This is a genomic window from Novosphingobium sp. Chol11, assembly GCF_900218065.1.
Taxonomy (GTDB): domain Bacteria; phylum Pseudomonadota; class Alphaproteobacteria; order Sphingomonadales; family Sphingomonadaceae; genus Sphingobium; species Sphingobium agri.
Genome location: NZ_OBMU01000001.1, coordinates 686,737 through 703,378, shown reverse-complemented (window position 1 = coordinate 703,378; position 16,642 = coordinate 686,737). Strand labels below are relative to the sequence as shown.

Annotated in this window: 19 protein-coding genes and 1 tRNA gene; 17 read left to right on the top strand and 3 right to left on the bottom strand. The window is 62.8% G+C overall.

Going from position 1 to position 16,642, the window contains the following annotated elements; translation table 11 throughout:
• Positions 1-16: 16 nt before the first annotated feature.
• The 3 genes from NCHOL11_RS18140 to NCHOL11_RS03515 are packed head-to-tail and all read left to right on the top strand — an operon-like array spanning position 17 to position 2,748.
• On the top strand, positions 17-1,012 hold the full coding sequence (locus tag NCHOL11_RS18140; protein WP_247234627.1) for a hypothetical protein: 996 nt from the start codon (positions 17-19) through the stop codon (positions 1,010-1,012).
• A 60-nt stretch (positions 1,013-1,072) separates the two neighbouring features.
• Complete coding sequence (locus NCHOL11_RS03520) at positions 1,073-1,987, top strand: sulfite exporter TauE/SafE family protein (RefSeq protein WP_097091090.1); 915 nt, start codon at positions 1,073-1,075, stop codon at positions 1,985-1,987.
• 38 nt (positions 1,988-2,025) lie between these two features.
• A complete protein-coding gene (locus tag NCHOL11_RS03515) occupies positions 2,026-2,748 on the top strand; it encodes a TIGR02186 family protein (RefSeq protein WP_097091089.1) in 723 nt (240 codons plus the stop codon).
• Positions 2,749-2,751: 3 nt separating this feature from the next.
• On the opposite strand, the gene NCHOL11_RS03510 is transcribed toward NCHOL11_RS03515, so the two are convergent.
• Entirely contained in the window at positions 2,752-3,183 is a 432-nt protein-coding gene (locus tag NCHOL11_RS03510) for a DUF488 domain-containing protein (protein ID WP_097091088.1), read from the bottom strand.
• A gap of 81 nt (positions 3,184-3,264) precedes the next feature.
• On the opposite strand from NCHOL11_RS03510, the gene NCHOL11_RS03505 reads away from it, so the two are divergent.
• From NCHOL11_RS03505 to NCHOL11_RS03465, 10 genes are all read left to right on the top strand, one after another.
• Positions 3,265-4,260, top strand: coding sequence for an aspartate carbamoyltransferase catalytic subunit (locus NCHOL11_RS03505; RefSeq protein ID WP_097091087.1), 996 nt, complete (start codon positions 3,265-3,267; stop codon positions 4,258-4,260).
• Positions 4,257-5,480 (top strand): dihydroorotase, encoded by a 1,224-nt coding sequence (locus NCHOL11_RS03500; RefSeq protein WP_097091086.1) that lies wholly within the window; start codon positions 4,257-4,259, stop codon positions 5,478-5,480. The genes NCHOL11_RS03505 and NCHOL11_RS03500 overlap by 4 nt, the downstream gene beginning before the upstream one ends.
• 57 nt (positions 5,481-5,537) lie before the next feature.
• Positions 5,538-5,613: transfer RNA gene (locus NCHOL11_RS03495), tRNA-Trp, on the top strand.
• A 168-nt stretch (positions 5,614-5,781) separates the two neighbouring features.
• Positions 5,782-5,988, top strand: coding sequence for a preprotein translocase subunit SecE (secE, locus tag NCHOL11_RS03490; RefSeq protein WP_066529257.1), 207 nt, complete (start codon positions 5,782-5,784; stop codon positions 5,986-5,988).
• A gap of 57 nt (positions 5,989-6,045) precedes the next feature.
• Positions 6,046-6,582, top strand: coding sequence for a transcription termination/antitermination protein NusG (gene nusG, locus NCHOL11_RS03485; protein WP_097091085.1), 537 nt, complete (start codon positions 6,046-6,048; stop codon positions 6,580-6,582).
• A gap of 248 nt (positions 6,583-6,830) precedes the next feature.
• Entirely contained in the window at positions 6,831-7,262 is a 432-nt protein-coding gene (gene rplK, locus NCHOL11_RS03480; protein WP_097091084.1) for a 50S ribosomal protein L11, read from the top strand.
• 3 nt (positions 7,263-7,265) lie between these two features.
• Positions 7,266-7,964 carry a 50S ribosomal protein L1 gene (rplA, locus tag NCHOL11_RS03475; RefSeq protein ID WP_097091083.1) on the top strand — a complete coding sequence of 233 codons (699 nt, stop codon included), beginning with the start codon at positions 7,266-7,268 and terminating at the stop codon, positions 7,962-7,964.
• A 97-nt stretch (positions 7,965-8,061) separates the two neighbouring features.
• The gene (locus tag NCHOL11_RS18320) at positions 8,062-8,205 is read left to right on the top strand and encodes a hypothetical protein (protein WP_217991039.1); all 144 of its coding nucleotides are present in this window, start codon (positions 8,062-8,064) and stop codon (positions 8,203-8,205) included.
• Complete coding sequence (locus tag NCHOL11_RS03470; protein WP_097091082.1) at positions 8,195-9,940, top strand: DEAD/DEAH box helicase; 1,746 nt, start codon at positions 8,195-8,197, stop codon at positions 9,938-9,940. Before NCHOL11_RS18320 ends, NCHOL11_RS03470 begins: the two co-directional genes overlap by 11 nt.
• Positions 9,941-9,982: 42 nt before the next feature.
• A complete protein-coding gene (locus tag NCHOL11_RS03465) occupies positions 9,983-11,518 on the top strand; it encodes a cryptochrome/photolyase family protein (protein ID WP_097091081.1) in 1,536 nt (511 codons plus the stop codon).
• A gap of 3 nt (positions 11,519-11,521) precedes the next feature.
• Here NCHOL11_RS03465 and ybaL read toward each other — a convergent pair whose 3' ends face one another.
• Positions 11,522-13,162 carry a YbaL family putative K(+) efflux transporter gene (ybaL, locus tag NCHOL11_RS03460; RefSeq protein WP_097091080.1) on the bottom strand — a complete coding sequence of 547 codons (1,641 nt, stop codon included), beginning with the start codon at positions 13,160-13,162 and terminating at the stop codon, positions 11,522-11,524.
• Between the two features lie 227 nt (positions 13,163-13,389).
• Positions 13,390-13,761: a hypothetical protein gene (locus NCHOL11_RS03455; protein WP_097091079.1), complete on the bottom strand. Its 372-nt coding sequence runs from the start codon at positions 13,759-13,761 to the stop codon at positions 13,390-13,392.
• Between the two features lie 218 nt (positions 13,762-13,979).
• On the opposite strand from NCHOL11_RS03455, the gene rplU reads away from it, so the two are divergent.
• The 4 genes from rplU (at position 13,980) to obgE (ending at position 16,638) form a co-directional block, all read left to right on the top strand.
• A complete protein-coding gene (gene rplU, locus NCHOL11_RS03450; protein ID WP_097091078.1) occupies positions 13,980-14,276 on the top strand; it encodes a 50S ribosomal protein L21 in 297 nt (98 codons plus the stop codon).
• A 30-nt stretch (positions 14,277-14,306) separates the two neighbouring features.
• The gene (rpmA, locus tag NCHOL11_RS03445) at positions 14,307-14,576 is read left to right on the top strand and encodes a 50S ribosomal protein L27 (RefSeq protein ID WP_007683600.1); all 270 of its coding nucleotides are present in this window, start codon (positions 14,307-14,309) and stop codon (positions 14,574-14,576) included.
• A gap of 273 nt (positions 14,577-14,849) precedes the next feature.
• On the top strand, positions 14,850-15,425 hold the full coding sequence (locus NCHOL11_RS03440) for a GNAT family N-acetyltransferase (RefSeq protein ID WP_097091077.1): 576 nt from the start codon (positions 14,850-14,852) through the stop codon (positions 15,423-15,425).
• Positions 15,426-15,540: 115 nt separating this feature from the next.
• Positions 15,541-16,638, top strand: a complete 1,098-nt coding sequence (gene obgE, locus NCHOL11_RS03435; RefSeq protein WP_097092699.1) for a GTPase ObgE — start codon at positions 15,541-15,543, stop codon at positions 16,636-16,638.
• Positions 16,639-16,642 lie beyond the last annotated feature (4 nt).

Here is a 16,642-nt window from a genome sequence, read left to right as displayed (position 1 = left end):
TTTTTTTGCGATCCTCATGGCCGGCTGGGTATCATTGCGCATCGCCAGCACCGTGATGGGCGGAGATACGGCACCACCCTCACCATTGCAGCTGGAAGCGGTCGCTGCCGCCGAACTGGTCACGCCTCCGCTGCAACGAAAGGTATTGACGACCTCGTTACCAGCCCGCCCATATTCTGCGCGATCGGCGGTGAGCAAGGTGTTCGTCGCTGCGGAAAAGGCTCCGATCACAAGGGCTGAAAGCATCGGGCCACGGCCCGAAGCAAGCTTTGCACCGCTGATGGTAGAAGCCGCTCAGCCCGGCCAATCCCCTTCACCTGATCAACCGGCGCCGCCCGCATTTCCCATGTCTTCCCCGGCAAGCGCAAAGGGTGATCGCTGGCGTGCCAGCGCTTGGATCCTCTGGCGCGAAGGCAGCGGAAATCCCCAGGACCTTGTCACCGCTGGCAGGCTCGGCGGATCGCAGGCTGGCCTTCGCCTCGACTATGACATAACGCCAGCGAGCATCAGCCGCACCGCCTTCTACGGCCGCCTGAGCAGCGCCCTCAATCGCCCCGCGTCGCCTGAAGGCGCGGTGGGTGTCGCCTGGCAGCCTGCAAGGTCTGTCCCGCTTACGATCGCTGCGGAACGGCGCATTGCATTGGGAGACGGCGCGCGCAATGCTAACGCGGTATTTGCGGTGGGCGGCTTCGGCCCCCGGCCCCTGCTCGGCAAGGTGGAAGCCCAAGCCTATGCCCAGGCAGGCATGGTGGGGTTCAACCGGCGCGATCTTTTCGCCGACGGCAAACTCTCCCTGCTGGCACCTGTGACCCGGACGCCGGTGCGTACGGGGATCAGTCTTTCAGGAGGCGCGCAGCCTCAAGTGGAACGGCTCGACATCGGGCCCGAAGTACAGCTCCGCCTGCCAATGCCTCGCGCAGCATCGCGGCTCAGCATAGAGTGGCGGGGGCGCGTAGCTGGCAAAGCCTCACCCTCATCCGGCCTCGCGGTGACGCTCGGCGGCGATTTTTAAGGCCGATCCAGCCCTCTACACCTTTATCTTGCCACCCGATCAGCCTAACCCTGCAGGCACATGGATCTCTACCTGCCTATCGCCAATCTATCGGTGAACGCGTTGGTGATCATAGCCCTTGGCGGTGTGGTCGGCCTGCTTTCCGGCATGTTCGGCGTCGGCGGCGGGTTCCTGACGACGCCGCTGCTCATCTTCTATGGCATCCCGCCCACCGTCGCGGCTGCATCTGCCGCCTCTCAAGTCACCGGCGCGAGCGTTTCAGGCGTGGTCACCCACATGGCCAGAGGCACGGTGGATTTCCGGATGGGCGGCGTCCTCATCGGGGGCGGCGTCATCGGCGCTGGCATTGGCGTGCTGCTGTTCCGGCTACTCCAGTCCATCGGGCAGATCGATACGGCGATCGGCATCCTCTATGTGCTGATGCTCGGCGGCATCGGCATCTTGATGGCGAAGGAATCGATCCAGGCGCTCATCATGCTGAAAACTGGCAAGCGTTTGCAAGCGCGCAAGCGCCGCCATCACCCCCTGGTCGCGGCGCTGCCCATGCGGTGGCGCTTTTACCGGTCCGGACTTTACATCTCCCCGCTCGCGCCTTTGCTGCTCGGCGTCGCGACAGGGATATTGACCACCCTGCTTGGAGTCGGCGGCGGCTTTATCCTTGTGCCCGCGATGTTGTACCTGCTCGGCATGACGACGCAGTCGGTCGTCGGCACGTCGCTGTTCCAGATCCTTTTCGTCACCATGGCGACCACCATGATGCACGCCATGACCACCAAGGCGGTCGATCTTGTCCTTGCCCTGCTGCTGCTGATCGGCAGCGTGACGGGCGCGCAGATCGGCACCCGCATCTCGATGACGGTGCGGCCGGAATATCTGCGCATATTATTGTCGGTGATCGTGCTGCTGGTCGCCGCGCGCATGGCGCTTGGCCTGGGCTTTCGCCCCGACGAAATCTACACGGTGGAAGTGCGTTGAGATCGCCCGTCCGTCTCGCTCTTCTTCCTGCCCTATCAATGCTGCTCGGCGCGGCCGGAGAGCCGATGCTCGTGCCCGACGTCTCGCAACGGGAAGTCGAAATCCAGTACAGCTTCACCGGAGCCGACCTGTTGCTATTCGGCGCGATCGTCTATCCGGACGGGCGAATGCCCAGCAAGCCGGCGGATATATTGGTGGTCCTCAAAGGGCCCGACCAGTCCATTACCATGCGCGAAAAGCAAAAGGTCGCTGGCATCTGGGTCAATGCCGACAGCGCCCGTTTCCGATCCGCGCCCAGCTTCTACGCGGTCGCTTCGTCGCGCCCCATCGCGAAGCTGGTCGATGAACGAACGGCCGCCATCTACGAACTCGGCGTGGACAAGCTGCAATTATCCCCGTCCTCTCTCAACGACAGCGCGGAGCTGAACCGCTTCCAGGCCGGGTTGATCGACCTGCGCGAACGCACCGGCCTCTTCGCCGAGCATCAGGGTTCGGTCGAAATCACCGAAGGCGTGCTGTACCGCGCGCGCATCCCGCTCCCGGCACGCGTCATTGTTGGCGACTACACGGCGGAAACCTTCCTTGTGCAGGACGGCAGGGTCGTTGCCGCTGCCGTCCGCGACATCACCATACGCAAATCGGGGTTCGAGCGCTTCATGGCTGTCGCCGCCGAACGATGGTCCTCCCTCTACGGCCTCACCGCGATCCTGCTGGCCGTTGGCATGGGCTGGACCGCTGGAGCCATTGCCCGGCGCCTCTGAAAATCAGGGCTTCAGGTCCACCCGCTCATCGTCGGGGAAAAGATATTCCAGCAGCAAGGAGCGATGGCATCCATCCGCCTCCCGCTCGAAACATAGCAGAGCAGTAGGCCGCTCTCCCGCCATCTCACGCAGTTGCTCCGCCTGTACGATGGCTTCAGGCAGGTCGAGCTGGCCCGAGTAAATCTCCCGCAGCTTCGCATGATTGCCCTTGCGCGCTGCTTCCCGGCCCTCGGCAGGCGTGCCCAGCGCCTTCAGCCCGACATAGTCGATCCCTGCCTCCTTCAACCCCGCCGCCAGGATGTTCTTGGAAAAGCCCGGCCGCCGCGACAGCGGAACCGCCCTTATGTCCGCCAGCAGCGTGACGCCCGCCTCCTGCAACGCCGCTATCAGCTCGGCCTGCGTAGCCCCTTCATACCCGATCGTGAAAATGCGCATGACATTGAGATAGGAAGGCGGCAGCGACTTCCAAGCTTCGTGCCTTGCCCTCTTTCCTGCCCTCGCCTAAAGGGTCCGTTCATGCCCGACATCACCGTTCCATCCGCCTCGCCCGACCTGACTGGCCGGGCGTTGTTCCCGCATCGGCATCTTCTCTCCATCGCCGACTTGAAGCCTTGGGAAATCCGCTTCCTGCTGGACGAGGCGGAACATTGGGCGAAGAGCAACAGGGGCGGCGCGCGCAAGCATGACGATCGGCTGGCGGGCATGACGCAGATCAACGCCTTCTTCGAAAACAGCACCCGCACCCTCCTGTCCTTCGAGATCGCAGGCAAGCGTTTGGGCGCGGACGTCGTGAACATGCATGCCGGGCAGTCGAGCGTGAAGAAAGGCGAAACGCTGATCGACACGGCCATGACGCTGAACGCCATGGCCGCCGACGTCATCGTCATCCGTCACGCCAGCTCGGGCGCGGTGGCGCTGATTGCCGACAAGGTCGACTGTCCGGTCCTGAACGCGGGCGACGGCTGGCACCAGCATCCGACGCAAGCGCTGCTGGATGCACTCACCATCCGCCGCCGCAAGGGCGGGTTTGAAGGCCTGGTCGTCGCCATTTGCGGCGATGTGCTGCACAGCCGCGTCGCGCGCTCCAACATGCTATGCTTGGCGGCTTTGGGCGCACAGGTGCGCGCGGTCGCGCCCCCCACGCTGATGCCGCCGGAAGTCGAAATGCTCGGCGCCACGCCCTGTAACCGCATGGACGAAGGTCTGGACGGCGCCGACGTCGTGATGATGCTGCGCCTTCAAAATGAGCGGATGGACGGCGCCTTCATACCCTCGCCGCGGGAATATCATATGCTCTACGGCTTGACGCCGGAACGCCTCGCCATCGCCAAGCCCGACGCGCTGGTCATGCATCCTGGTCCCATGAACCGGGGCGTCGAAATCTCGAGCGTGGTCGCCGACCATCCGGAACGCTCGGCCATCACGGAGCAGGTTGAAATGGGCGTCGCCATCCGCATGGCCTGCCTCGATGTTCTGACGCGGAGCGCGCGCGGCGTGGAGGGTTGGGTATGACAAAGATCGCCATCATCAACGGACAGCTGGCTGACCCCGCCACCGCCGACCTCTGTCCCGGCACGATCCTCATAGAAGGCGATCGCATCCTGGCCGCAGGCAATATCGATGTACCCGGCGACGCGGAACAGGTCGATGCCGCAGGCCTGGTAGTCGCGCCCGGCCTCATCGACCTGGGCGTGTTCGCAACGGACAAGCCCGCCTTCCATTTCGGCGGCATCACCCGGGCGGCGCTGATGCCCGACCAGTCCTCCATACTCGACGAAGCCGGGCTCATCCGCCAGGCCGCGCGCGCAGGCAAGCCCGACTTCTGGGTCCACCCCATCGCCGCCGCCACACGCGGCCTCAAGGGCATCGAACTCGCTGAAATCGGCATGATGCAGGCGGCGGGTGCAAAGGCCGTGGCCACCGGGCGTCAGTGGATCGCCGATTCAGGCGTCATGATGCGCGTCCTTGCCTATGCATCGGGCCTCGGCCTCACCGTCATCACCCATGCCGAGGATAGCGGTCTTGCTGGCAAGGCCGTGGCGACGAGCGGCGAAACCGCGACACGGCTTGGCCTGTCCCACGCTCCCGCCTGCGCCGAAGCCATCGCGATTGCCCGCGACATCATGCTCGCGCGGGAAACCGGCGCTGCGGTCCACTTCCGGCTGGTGACGACGAAGGCAGGCTTCGACCTCATCAGGGCGGCGAAGGCAGAGGGGCTGAGGATCAGCTGCGGGATCAGCCCCGCTTATCTCTACCTTGCGGACAATGCCGTCACTGATTTCCGCACCTTTGCCCGCCTGTCCCCTCCGCTACGATCGGAGGATGACCGCAAAGCAGCCATCGCGGCGGTGGCTGACGGCACCATCGACGTCATCACCTCCAGCCACGACCCGCGCGGCCCGGAGGACAAGAGGCTCCCCTTCGCCGACGCCGCCCCCGGCATGGCGGGCGCCGAGACATTGCTCGCCCTGTCGCTCAACCTCGTGCGCGAAGGCCATCTCTCGATGACGCGCCTGATGACGTTGCTCAGCGCCAATCCGGCCCGCATCCTGGGCATCGACGCGGGCAGTTTCGCAAGCGGCAGCGCGGCCGACCTCATCTTCATCGATCCCGGCGCACCCTGGATCGTGGATTCCGCCAGGATGGCTGCGCAGGCAGGCAACACCCCCTTCAATCGCATGCCCGTGCAGGGCCGCGCCCGCCGGGTCATGAAGGGCGGGCTTTTCCTCTAAAGTTTCCTGCTTGCCCTCCCACGCATGCCACGCTAAAGCGCCCTCCTTCGCCGGCACAGGAGTGTAGCTCAGCTGGTAGAGCGTCGGTCTCCAAAACCGAATGCCGGGGGTTCGAGTCCCTCCACTCCTGCCAAGCAACTGGTCGCGATCCTTGATTTCTCAACGGTTCGCGGCTAGCTGCCCGAGCGAAGATGGGTCGCGAAGCCAGCGGCCGCACCCCGGGACGCCGACATGGCGGGGTCCGGAGGGCGGACTGTTGCTTCGCGCTTTGGTGTTTGTTCGAACGTTTTTTGAGGCAGTGATGGCGAAGGTTTCTCCGGGCGAATTCGTCAATCAGGTGAAGACCGAAGCGTCTAAGATCGTGTGGCCCACCGGCCGCGAAACGGTCATGACCGCGGTCATGGTCGGGATCATGACCACGCTGCTCGGCCTCTTCTTCTTCGGCATCGACACCTTCTTCGGCGCGGTCGTTCAGTGGCTGCTGAGCTTCGCTGCCGGACAGGCTTGAGTTTTTTATCTGCCGCGATTTCCCGGGAAATCGCTTGTGGGAGTTTGAAACGGTAACATGGCGCGCTGGTACATCATCCACGCCTATTCGGGCTTCGAAAACAAGGTCAAGGAATCGATCCTGTCCGAAGCCGAGCGCATGGGCCTCTCCCAGCTGGTCGAGCAGGTGGAAGTCCCCACCGAGACCGTCACTGAAGTGAAGCGCGGCAAGAAGGTGCAGGTCGAACGCAAGTTCATGCCCGGCTATGTCCTTGCCAAGCTGGCGATGAACGACGACATCTACCACCTCGTCAAGAATACGCCGAAGGTGACTGGTTTCCTGGGTAGCTCAGGCAAGCCGCAGGCGATCAGCGAAACCGAAGCCGCCCGCTATTTCGGTGCGCAGAAGGCCGCCGAAGCCGCGCCCAAGCACAAGGTCAATGTCGATTACGAAATCGGCGACAGCGTCAAGGTGCTGGACGGCCCCTTCGCCAGCTTCAACGGCACGGTCGAGGAACTGGATTTCGAAAAGAACCGCGTCAAGGTGTCCGTGTCGATCTTCGGCCGCGCCACGCCGGTGGAACTGGACTTCGAACAGGTCGAACTGTCGAAGTAACTATTCCCCTCTCCCGCAGGCGGGAGAGGGCAGCGAGACTTGGCGGCTCAGCCGCCTAGTCGCAGCGGGAGAGGGCATAGCCCCTCTCCAACCTACGCTAGCCAGAAAACTGGCAAGCTACGGTATCCTCTCCCCTGAAGGGGCGAGGATAATGCAGTGCGGGAGGCTTGCTCTCAGCAAGCTGTCTGACCGCTAAACTTGAACCGGTGGATTTGCCCGCAAATCCGCCAGCAACAGAGTGAGTGAAAATGGCCAAGAAGATTACGGGCTATATCAAGCTCCAGGTGCCCGCTGGAGCCGCCAACCCCTCGCCGCCGATCGGTCCGGCGCTGGGTCAGCGCGGTGTGAACATCATGGAATTCTGCAAGGCGTTCAACGCCTCGACGGAAAAGATGGACAAGGGCACGCCGCTGCCGACCATCATCACCGTCTATGCGGACCGTTCGTTCAGCTTCGTCACGAAGCAGCCGCCCGCCACCTATCTCATCAAGAAGGCCGTCAACCTGAAGTCGGGCTCGAAGGAGCCGGGCAAGGTGACCGCTGGAAAGATCACCCGCGCACAGCTCGCTGAAATCGCGCAGACCAAGATGGTTGACCTGAACGCGAACGACATCGACGCAGCGACGAAGATCATCGAAGGCTCCGCTCGCGCGATGGGCCTCGAAGTGGTGGAGGGCTAAGACATGGCAAAGCTGACGAAGAAGGCGAAGGCTCTCGCCGCTGCCGTTGACCGTGAAAAGCTGCACGGCGTCGATGAAGCGCTGGGCCTGATCAAGACCCACGCAACCGCCAAGTTCGACGAAAGCGTCGAAATTGCGATCAACCTGGGCGTTGACCCGCGTCATGCCGACCAGATGGTCCGTGGCGTCGTCACCCTGCCCGCAGGCACCGGCAAGGACGTCCGCGTCGCCGTGTTCGCCCGTGGCGACAAGGCTGAAGCCGCGACTGCCGCTGGCGCCGACATCGTAGGTGCCGAGGATCTGCTCGACAGCATCCAGGCTGGCAACATCGACTTCCAGCGCGTGATCGCCACCCCCGACATGATGGGTCTGGTCGGCCGTCTTGGTAAGGTTCTGGGTCCCAAGGGCCTGATGCCGAACCCGAAGCTCGGCACTGTCACCCCGAACGTCGCCGAAGCGGTCAAGGCTGCCAAGGGCGGTCAGATCGAGTTCCGCGTCGAAAAGGCCGGCATCATCCACGCCGGCCTCGGCAAGGCGAGCTTCTCGGCCGAAGACCTGCGCAAGAATTTCGACGCTTTCGTCGACGCGATCGTCAAGGCGAAGCCGTCGGGTTCGAAGGGCAAGTATGTCCGCAAGATCGCCCTGTCGTCCTCGATGGGCCCGGGCGTGAAGGTCGACGTGGCGGAAGTCGCTTCGGTCTGATTCTCGCTGACAAGCAATAAAGGGGCCGCCTTCCCTCTTTGCGGGGGAAGGCGGCCTTCTTATTTTGGGTATCCCGCCACCGGGGATTTCAGTCGCCTTGAACGACCCCAACAACGGTGTGAACTTCGGGGTGTGCGACCTGCACTCCGGGCTCCAGCAGCAGCTGGAGCACATCAGGTCATCCATGTATCCGTCGGGAATGGCGGGTCGCTTTACCGACGGAAAATATAATGTCTTTTGAACATCTACCCCCTCTCCTCTCGGACGCGCTGACGCGGAAAGGCTATGAAAGCCTGACCCCCGTCCAGGCCGAAGTCACCCAACCCGAAGCCGAAGGGCGCGATCTCATCGTTTCAGCGCAGACCGGCTCGGGCAAGACGGTCGCTTTCGGCCTCGCCATGGCGGGCGAACTGCTCGGCGAACAGATGCGCCTGCCCGTGGCCGGAAAGCCGCTTGCCCTCGCCATAGCCCCCACCCGCGAACTGGCGCTGCAGGTCAGCCGCGAACTGGAATGGCTCTACGGTGAAGCCCGCGCCCGCATCGCCACCTGCGTCGGCGGCATGGACGCCGCCAAGGAACGCCGCGCCCTGTCCCACGGCGCGCACATCGTCGTCGGCACCCCCGGCCGCCTGCGCGACCATCTTGAACGCGGCGCGCTGGACCTCTCCGGCCTCAAGACCGTGATCCTCGATGAAGCGGACGAGATGCTCGACATGGGCTTCCGCGAAGATCTGGAGGAAATCCTCGACGGCGCGCCGGAAGGCCGCCGCACGCTGCTCTTCTCCGCCACCATGCCCAAGCCCATCGTGGCGCTGGCCAAGCGCTACCAGAAGGACGCGCTGCGCATCTCCACCGTCAGCGACGAACGCGGCCATGGCGACATCAGCTATCAGGCCGTGACCGTAGCGCCCGCCGATATCGAGAACGCGGTGGTCAACCTGCTGCGTTATCATGAAGCGGAAACCGCGATCCTCTTCTGCGCCACCCGCGACAATGTCCGTCACCTCCACGCCAGCCTTACCGAACGCGGCTTCGCAGCGGTCGCCTTGTCTGGCGAGCATAGCCAGAACGAGCGCAACCACGCCCTTCAGGCGCTCCGCGACCGCCGCGCCCGCGTCTGCGTAGCCACCGACGTCGCGGCGCGTGGCATCGACCTGCCCAACCTCAGCCTTGTCGTCCATGTCGAAATCCCGCGTGATGCCGAAACGATGCAGCACCGATCCGGCCGCACTGGCCGCGCGGGCAAGAAGGGAACGGCTGTCCTCATCGTCCCCTATCCCCGCCGCCGCCGCGTTGAATCCATGCTGCGTGGTGCGAAGATCCCGGTCGAATGGGGCACCCCGCCCAGCAAGGAGGCGATCCAGCAGCAGGACAATGCCCGCCTGCGCGAGCGCCTGATGGAGCGTGCCGAGCTGGACGAGCAGGACTGGGCGCTCGGTGCCGAGCTTCTCGCCGAAAAGAGCCCCAAGGAAATCGCCGCCATGCTGGTGAAGAGCGCTCGCGCCGCCCTGCCCGCGCCCGAAGAATTGCTCGACGCCAGCGAAGCCCCTCCCCGGCGCGACGGCCCGCGCCCCGGCTTCGAGGACACCGTCTGGTTCCGCATGGACATCGGCCGCCGCCAGAACGCCGATCCGCGCTGGATTCTGCCGCTGATCTGCCGCCGCGGTCACGTTTCGCGCCAGGACATTGGCGCCATCCGTATCGCCGCAAACGAGACGATGTTCGAAATCCCGTCCGCTATCGTTTCGCGCTTCATCGGCGCGGTCAAGCGTACCGGGGAAGCGAATGACGAGGGCGCGGACGTCGCTTTCGAACAGATCGAGGGCGCACCGCGGGAGGCTGCTCGCGAAAACCGCCGCGAAGGCCCACGCGGCAAGGGCCGCCCCAACGAAGGACGCGGACCCAAGCCCGCTTATGGCGCCCGCCCGTTCAAGGGCGGTCCGCGCAAGGGAGGCCCCCGCAAACCCCGCGGATAGTTGCCACGGACACGGATGGGGGCTTCACGCATTAGCGCCATAATGAAGCGCCCTATCCTCATCCCGATCCTGGGCGATCAGCTGACGCCCGACATATCCTCGCTTGCCGAGGCTGATCCAGGAGACAGCGTCCTTCTGATGATGGAGGTGGCGGACGAAACCACCTATGTTCGCCATCACAAGGCCAAGATTGCCTACATCCTCTCGGCCATGCGCCATCATGCCGAACGGATGCGCGCACTTGGTTGGACCGTCGATTATGTCCGCGTCGACGACCCGGCAAACAGCGGCAGCTTCACCGGCGAAACCGCCCGCGCAATCGATCGTCACCAGCCCCGCGCCATCCACGTCACCGAAGCAGGCGAATGGCGCGTCCGTGCGATGCTGGAGGAATGGGAGGGCCGCTTCGCCCTGCCCGTCACCATTCATGAGGACGATCGCTTCCTTTGCTTCCATGCCGAGTTCGACAGCTGGGCAGCCGCGCGCAAGCAACTCCGCATGGAATTCTTCTACCGCGACATGCGCCGCAAGACCGGCCTGTTAGTTGACGAAGAGGGCCAACCTGAAGGCGGCCAGTGGAATTTCGACGCCGAAAACCGCAAGCCTCCGCCCCAACGCGATCTACTGATGCCCCGCCCTCTCGCCTTCAAACCGGACGCAATCACCCGGGAGGTCATTGCATTGGTTGCGGAGCGTTTCGCCAATCACATCGGCTCGCTCGACCATTTCGCCTTTGCCGTCACCCACGAAGACGCCCAACGGCAGCAGGCGCGCTTTCTAGACGAAGCACTCCCCCGGTTCGGCGATTATCAGGACGCGATGCTCACCGGAGAGCCTTTCCTGTGGCACTCCATATTGTCCCCCTATATCAACAACGGCCTGCTCGATCCGTTGGCCTTGGTGAAGGAGGTGGAGCAGCGCTATCAAGCAGGCAAGGTGCCGCTGAACGCTGCGGAAGGCTTCATCCGCCAGATCATCGGCTGGCGCGAATATGTGCGCGGCGTTTATTGGCATGAAGGGCCGGATTATGGCAGCCGCAATGCCTTGGAAGCCCGACGCGATCTGCCCGGCTTTTACTGGACTGGCGACACCGATATGCATTGCATGGCCCAGGCGATTGGCCAGACCATCGACCACGCCTATGCCCATCATATTCAGCGGCTGATGATCACGGGCAACTTCGCGCTGCTCGCCGGAATCGAGCCAATCCAGGTCCATGTCTGGTATTTGGAGGTTTATGCCGACGCCTATGAGTGGGTCGAGATACCCAACACGCTCGGCATGGCGCTTTTCGCTGACGGAGGGCTATTGGGATCGAAGCCCTACGCGGCGGGCGGAGCCTATATCAACCGCATGTCGGACTATTGCCGCCATTGCCGCTATGACGTGAAGCAGCGGGTGGGCCAGGACGCCTGCCCCTTCAACGCCCTGTACTGGGACTTCCTCGCGCGTAACGAACGCAAGCTTCGCCAGAACCCGCGCCTCGGCATGCCTTATCGCAATTGGGAAAAAATGACCGAGGAAGACCGCGCCGCCATCCGGGATCAGGCGGCACGGTTCCTCAAAAGCTTAGGTTGACGTTCAGCCCGCGCCGGAAAGCTGGAGCATCCGCGCCGCCAATTCTCGTTCACCCATCACGACATGCGGCACGCCCATCCCTTCGAGATGCGCGACCTCCGCATCGCTGTGTGCCCGAGCGATCACCTGCAGCTTCGGGTTAAGATGCCGCGCATGCTCATGGATCGCACCGCCCTCGAACCCTTCGGGTACTGCGATCAGCAATCGCCGCGCCTCGCAAATGCCTGCCGCCATCAGATGGCGGTCCTCCAGCGCGCTTCCCCGCACGACAGGGTGCCCGGCTTCCTCGGCCTCCTCTGCTCGCTCGGCATCCGCCTCCAGAACCACGAAATGCGCTTTGCGTTCGGCCAGCCGTTCCGCGATCAACTTGCCGACACGTCCATAGCCGACCAGGATGACATGGCCGATATGCGGCCGTTGGCGTGCCTTTTCCGCTTCTTCTTCCTCCTCGATTTCCTCCTTTTTATGTCCCCGCACGATCATCGAGAAGATGAAGGGGTTAAGGAAGATCGACACGATCGCCCCCGCGAGAATCAGGTCGCGTCCCTCCGCCGGAAGCACACCAAGCCCCGTGCCGAGCGTCGCGAGGATGAACGAAAACTCGCCGATCTGAGCCAGGCTTGCTGCAATGGTCAGAGCCGTGTCACCCGGATATCCAAACGCACGCACGATCGCAAAGGCGGCAATGGACTTGCCGACGATGATGATCGCCACGGTGGCGAGCAGCGGTAGAGGCTGCTCGATCAGCACCGCCGGGTTGAACAGCATGCCAACCGATACGAAGAACAGCACGGCGAATGCATCGCGTAATGGCAATGTCTCCTCCGTCGCCCGGCGGCTGAGCGGCGTCTCACCCAGGATCATGCCTGCGAAGAAGGCGCCAAGAGCGAACGACACGTCAAACGCAACCGCTGCGCCGAAGGCCACGCCCAGAGCGATGGCAAGCACAGCCAAACGAAACAGCTCGCGCGACCCCGTGTGAACCACCCAATGCAGCGCCCAGGGAATGACCCGGCGGCCCACTAGCAGCATCAAAGCCACGAACCCGGCAACCTTCAGCAAGGTGCTGAGGAGAGGCGCCAACAGATCGCCCATTCCGGCTGAAGCATCAGCGTTGTTCATTACCTTTGCCAGCGCGGGCAGCAGCACAAGCGCCAGCACCATCACCAGGTCTTCCACGATCAGCCAGCCCACGGCTATGCGTCCGCGTCGCGTTTCGACAAGGTCGGCTCCCTGTAGGGCGCGCAGCAGCACGACCGTGCTCGCCACCGATAGGGCAAGGCCGAACACGATACCGCCCATAACTGGCCAGCCCATATAGTGCGATAGCCCCAGGCCAAGCAGCGTCGCGACCGCGATCTGCCCTATGGCTCCGGGCACCGCGATATTCTTAACCGACAGCAGGTCACGCAGAGAAAAATGTAGCCCGACCCCGAACATCAAAAGGATGACGCCAATCTCGGCCAGTTCGTTAGCCAAGCTGGTGTTGGCTACAAAGCCTGGCGTGAAGGGGCCAACCATGATCCCGGCGATGAGATAGCCGACGAGTGGCGATAATTTGAGGCGATGCGCAATGGCGCCCATTATGAAAGCAACAACAAGGCCCGCGACGATTGTTCCGATCAGGGGCGTGTGGTGAGGCATAAACGTCCTTCCCTGTCTGCCGGCGGAGCGTTTATCGCCTCCACCGGCAGCATATCATATTTTCATTCTGCAACCGCCAGCATGGCGGCCGACAACAAGGCTCCAGCAGCACCCAGTCCAGCCAATACTGTGGGCATGAACCACCATGGCGGACGGCGTTTGCTGCGGCGCGACCGTCTCCGGACCATCAAAATATCTCCTGTCCTGACGATTTAACGGAATATGCGTTAGATCAGGGCAGGTGGCGCGCGGGCGTGAAAGCCATTAGGAAAGTGCCTTTGCACGCGTTGCGTGATGGCAGGACTGGCTACGGGAAGCGGGCGCAACAGCCAGGCGACGACCAATATGGCCGTAGCGAAGACCACCCATTGTATGACCGAAGTCATGGGCGCAATGCTGTCATTGTCGCCTGGGGCGTTCACGCGCTCGCCAGGCGGGATCGACAGAGCCCGCGCTTTCAAAACCACGTCCGTAGTCGCTGGATTGAAGGCGGAACCAGTTATCTTGCTGGACGGGGGGCCTAGGGGGGTAAGGGCGCTCAACAACGCGACGCTGATCGCCATCCACAGGGTCAGCATGAAGAGCAGCCTGCCGCTCATGCTTTCTGTCCTGTCAGATCGGGGCATCATGCGCGGCGAGTTTCCTTCCGGGACGGAAGATAGGCTCTAGCCCGCGCAAAAACCACCCCCTAGAATGGGGCATCCCGGTTGACAGAAGCGAGTCAGTCCACTACCGGGCCACATTCCCGCGCGGGTCAACAGGACTTCATGTCCTCGACGATCTGCGTAAAGCAGATTTGAACGAGAAGAGAAGAGCCATGTTCGCAGTCGTGCGCACGGGCGGCAAGCAGTATCGCGTCGCCGCCGGAGACAAGATCGTCGTCGAGAAGCTGGCCGGTGAGGCTGGTGACAAGGTGACGTTGGATGACGTCCTGTTCGCCGGCGAAGGCAGCGACGTGAAGGATGCCAGCAAGCTGACCGTCGCCGCGGAGATCATCGCGCAGGCGAAGGGCGAAAAGGTTATCGTTTTCAAGAAGCGTCGTCGGCATAACTACCGCCGTCGCAACGGCCACCGCCAGAATCACACGATCCTGAAGATCGTGTCGATCGCCTGAGCCGCAGTCCAGTTTCGAGGAGTTTGAGTCATGGCACATAAAAAAGCTGGCGGTTCATCGCGTAACGGTCGCGATTCAGAATCGAAGCGCCTTGGCGTGAAGAAGTTCGGCGGTCAGGAAGTGATCGGCGGCAACATCATCATCCGCCAGCGTGGCACCCGCGTATATCCTGGCCGCAATGTCGGCATGGGTAAGGACCATACCCTCTTCGCCCTTGGCGAAGGTCGCGTGGTATTCCACACTGGCAAGCTCGGCCGCAAATATGTGTCGGTCGATGCGATGGCTGAAGCAGCCGAATAACGGACGATCAATGACGGATCGTCCCTCATCATCGGGGCGATCCTTCCGGAGAATGGTTTCAAGCCGTCTCCGGTAATCCGAGGGAAATAAGGGGCGCCCCATCAGGGAGCGCCCCTTTTTCTGTTCGGCGGCACCTCCCCTCATTTTCCCTCAAACCTCTGGAACCCTGGGGCTTCTCGCGCGTCATGCGGGCGGGGCTCAGCCAGAGGAAGAAGTCGTCAAGCCGTAACTTTTTGCGGCCATTGGCGTGTCGATCAGAGGAGAGATTTTAAAATGTTCGCCCGCACCCCCCGTTTGCTCCTGAGACCCGGTTGGATGGAAGACGCATCCGCGCTGGCCGAGGCGTTCGGCGATCCGGCGGTTCTGCGCAACTTGACCCGGGCCCCGGCGTCCTACGGCATTGATGACGCGCGCCACTTCCTCTCGCTTCCCCAGGACAACTGCCTGCCGAGTCTTCTGGCCTTTTCCCGTACTCGCGGCGCACCGCGTCTTGTCGGCGGCTGCGGCGTTCAATTGGGCGAAGATGGCACGCCGGAGCTGGGTTACTGGATAGCACGACCCTATTGGGGCCTCGGCTTCGCGACCGAGGCGGCGCGCGCTGTATTCAGTATGGCACGGGCTGCGGGCGTCAGTGGAATTCAGGCCGTGCATTTTGCCGATAACCCTGCATCGGGCAACGTCCTCCGCAAGATCGGTTTCCGCCATACGGGCCGGGTCGAGCAACGCTATAGTCCCGCGCGGGGCACAATCGCCGATTGCCTGATCTTCGAAGAAGGTGTGGCCGGACGAATGACGATCGACCCGGCCATGGACCTTTATGAGGATGCACTGCCCGCACTCGCGGCCTGAATGAAAGGCGTGGACGGCGTTTCTATACGCCGTCCACGCTGGTGAATTGTCAGTTTGAGGTCGACAGCAGACGGCGAGGTTTAATTCCGCACCATAAGCGGCTATGGGCCAGCCCATGCATTTTCTGGATCAGGCGAAGATTTACATCAAGTCCGGCTGGGGCGGCCCCGGCGCGGTTAGTTTCCGGCGTGAGAAATATGTCGAATATGGCGGGCCCGACGGCGGCAACGGCGGCAAGGGTGGAGATATTATTTTCGAAGCGGTAGCCGGCCTCAACACCCTGATCGACTTCCGCTACACACAGCATTTCAAGGCACAGCGCGGCCTGCCGGGCGCAGGCAAGAATCGTTACGGCGCGGGCGGTAATGATCTGGTCATCAAAGTGCCTGTCGGAACGCAAATCCTGTCCGATCCCCAGCCCATAGAGGGGACGGAGGACGAGGATGGTTATCCGGAATATGAGGAACAGGAACTGCTCGCCGACTTCACCGAGGTAGGGCAGCGCCTCGTCTTTTTGCGCGGCGGCGACGGCGGCCGTGGCAACCTGTCCTACAAAACAAGCACTAACCGTGCGCCGCGACAGCATGGAACCGGTTGGCCGGGGCAGGAAATGTGGGTGTGGCTGCGCCTCAAACTGCTCGCTGATGTCGGCTTGGTCGGCATGCCGAATGCGGGCAAGTCGACCTTTATCAATCAGGTGACTAATACCAAGGCGAAGGTTGGCGCTTACGCTTTCACCACGACCAAGCCACAGCTTGGAGTCGTCACACATCGTGACCGCGAATTCGTGCTGGCGGATATCCCCGGCCTGATCGAGGGCGCGGCGGAAGGCGCGGGCATTGGCGACCGGTTTCTGGGCCATATAGAGCGCTGCCGGGTGCTGCTGCATCTGATCGATGCCACCGGAGACGATCCGGTGGAACAATTCCGCATCGTGCAGGACGAACTGGAGGCCTATGGCGAAGGGCTGGCCGACAAGCCGCAGATCGTAGCGCTCAACAAAGGCGATCTTCTCGGACAGGAGTTGATGGACGACCTCGCAGCTCAGCTTCACCGCGAGGCTGGCGTTGAGAAGATATTTATCATCTCCGGCGCCACCGGCGAAGGTGTGCAGCCACTGTTGGATGCCGTGCTGCCGCTGCTGCAACAGGACAAGCCGGACAAGGAGGAGGAGACGGGCGATGAAGGCGACTCCACATGGTCGCCGATTTGACAGC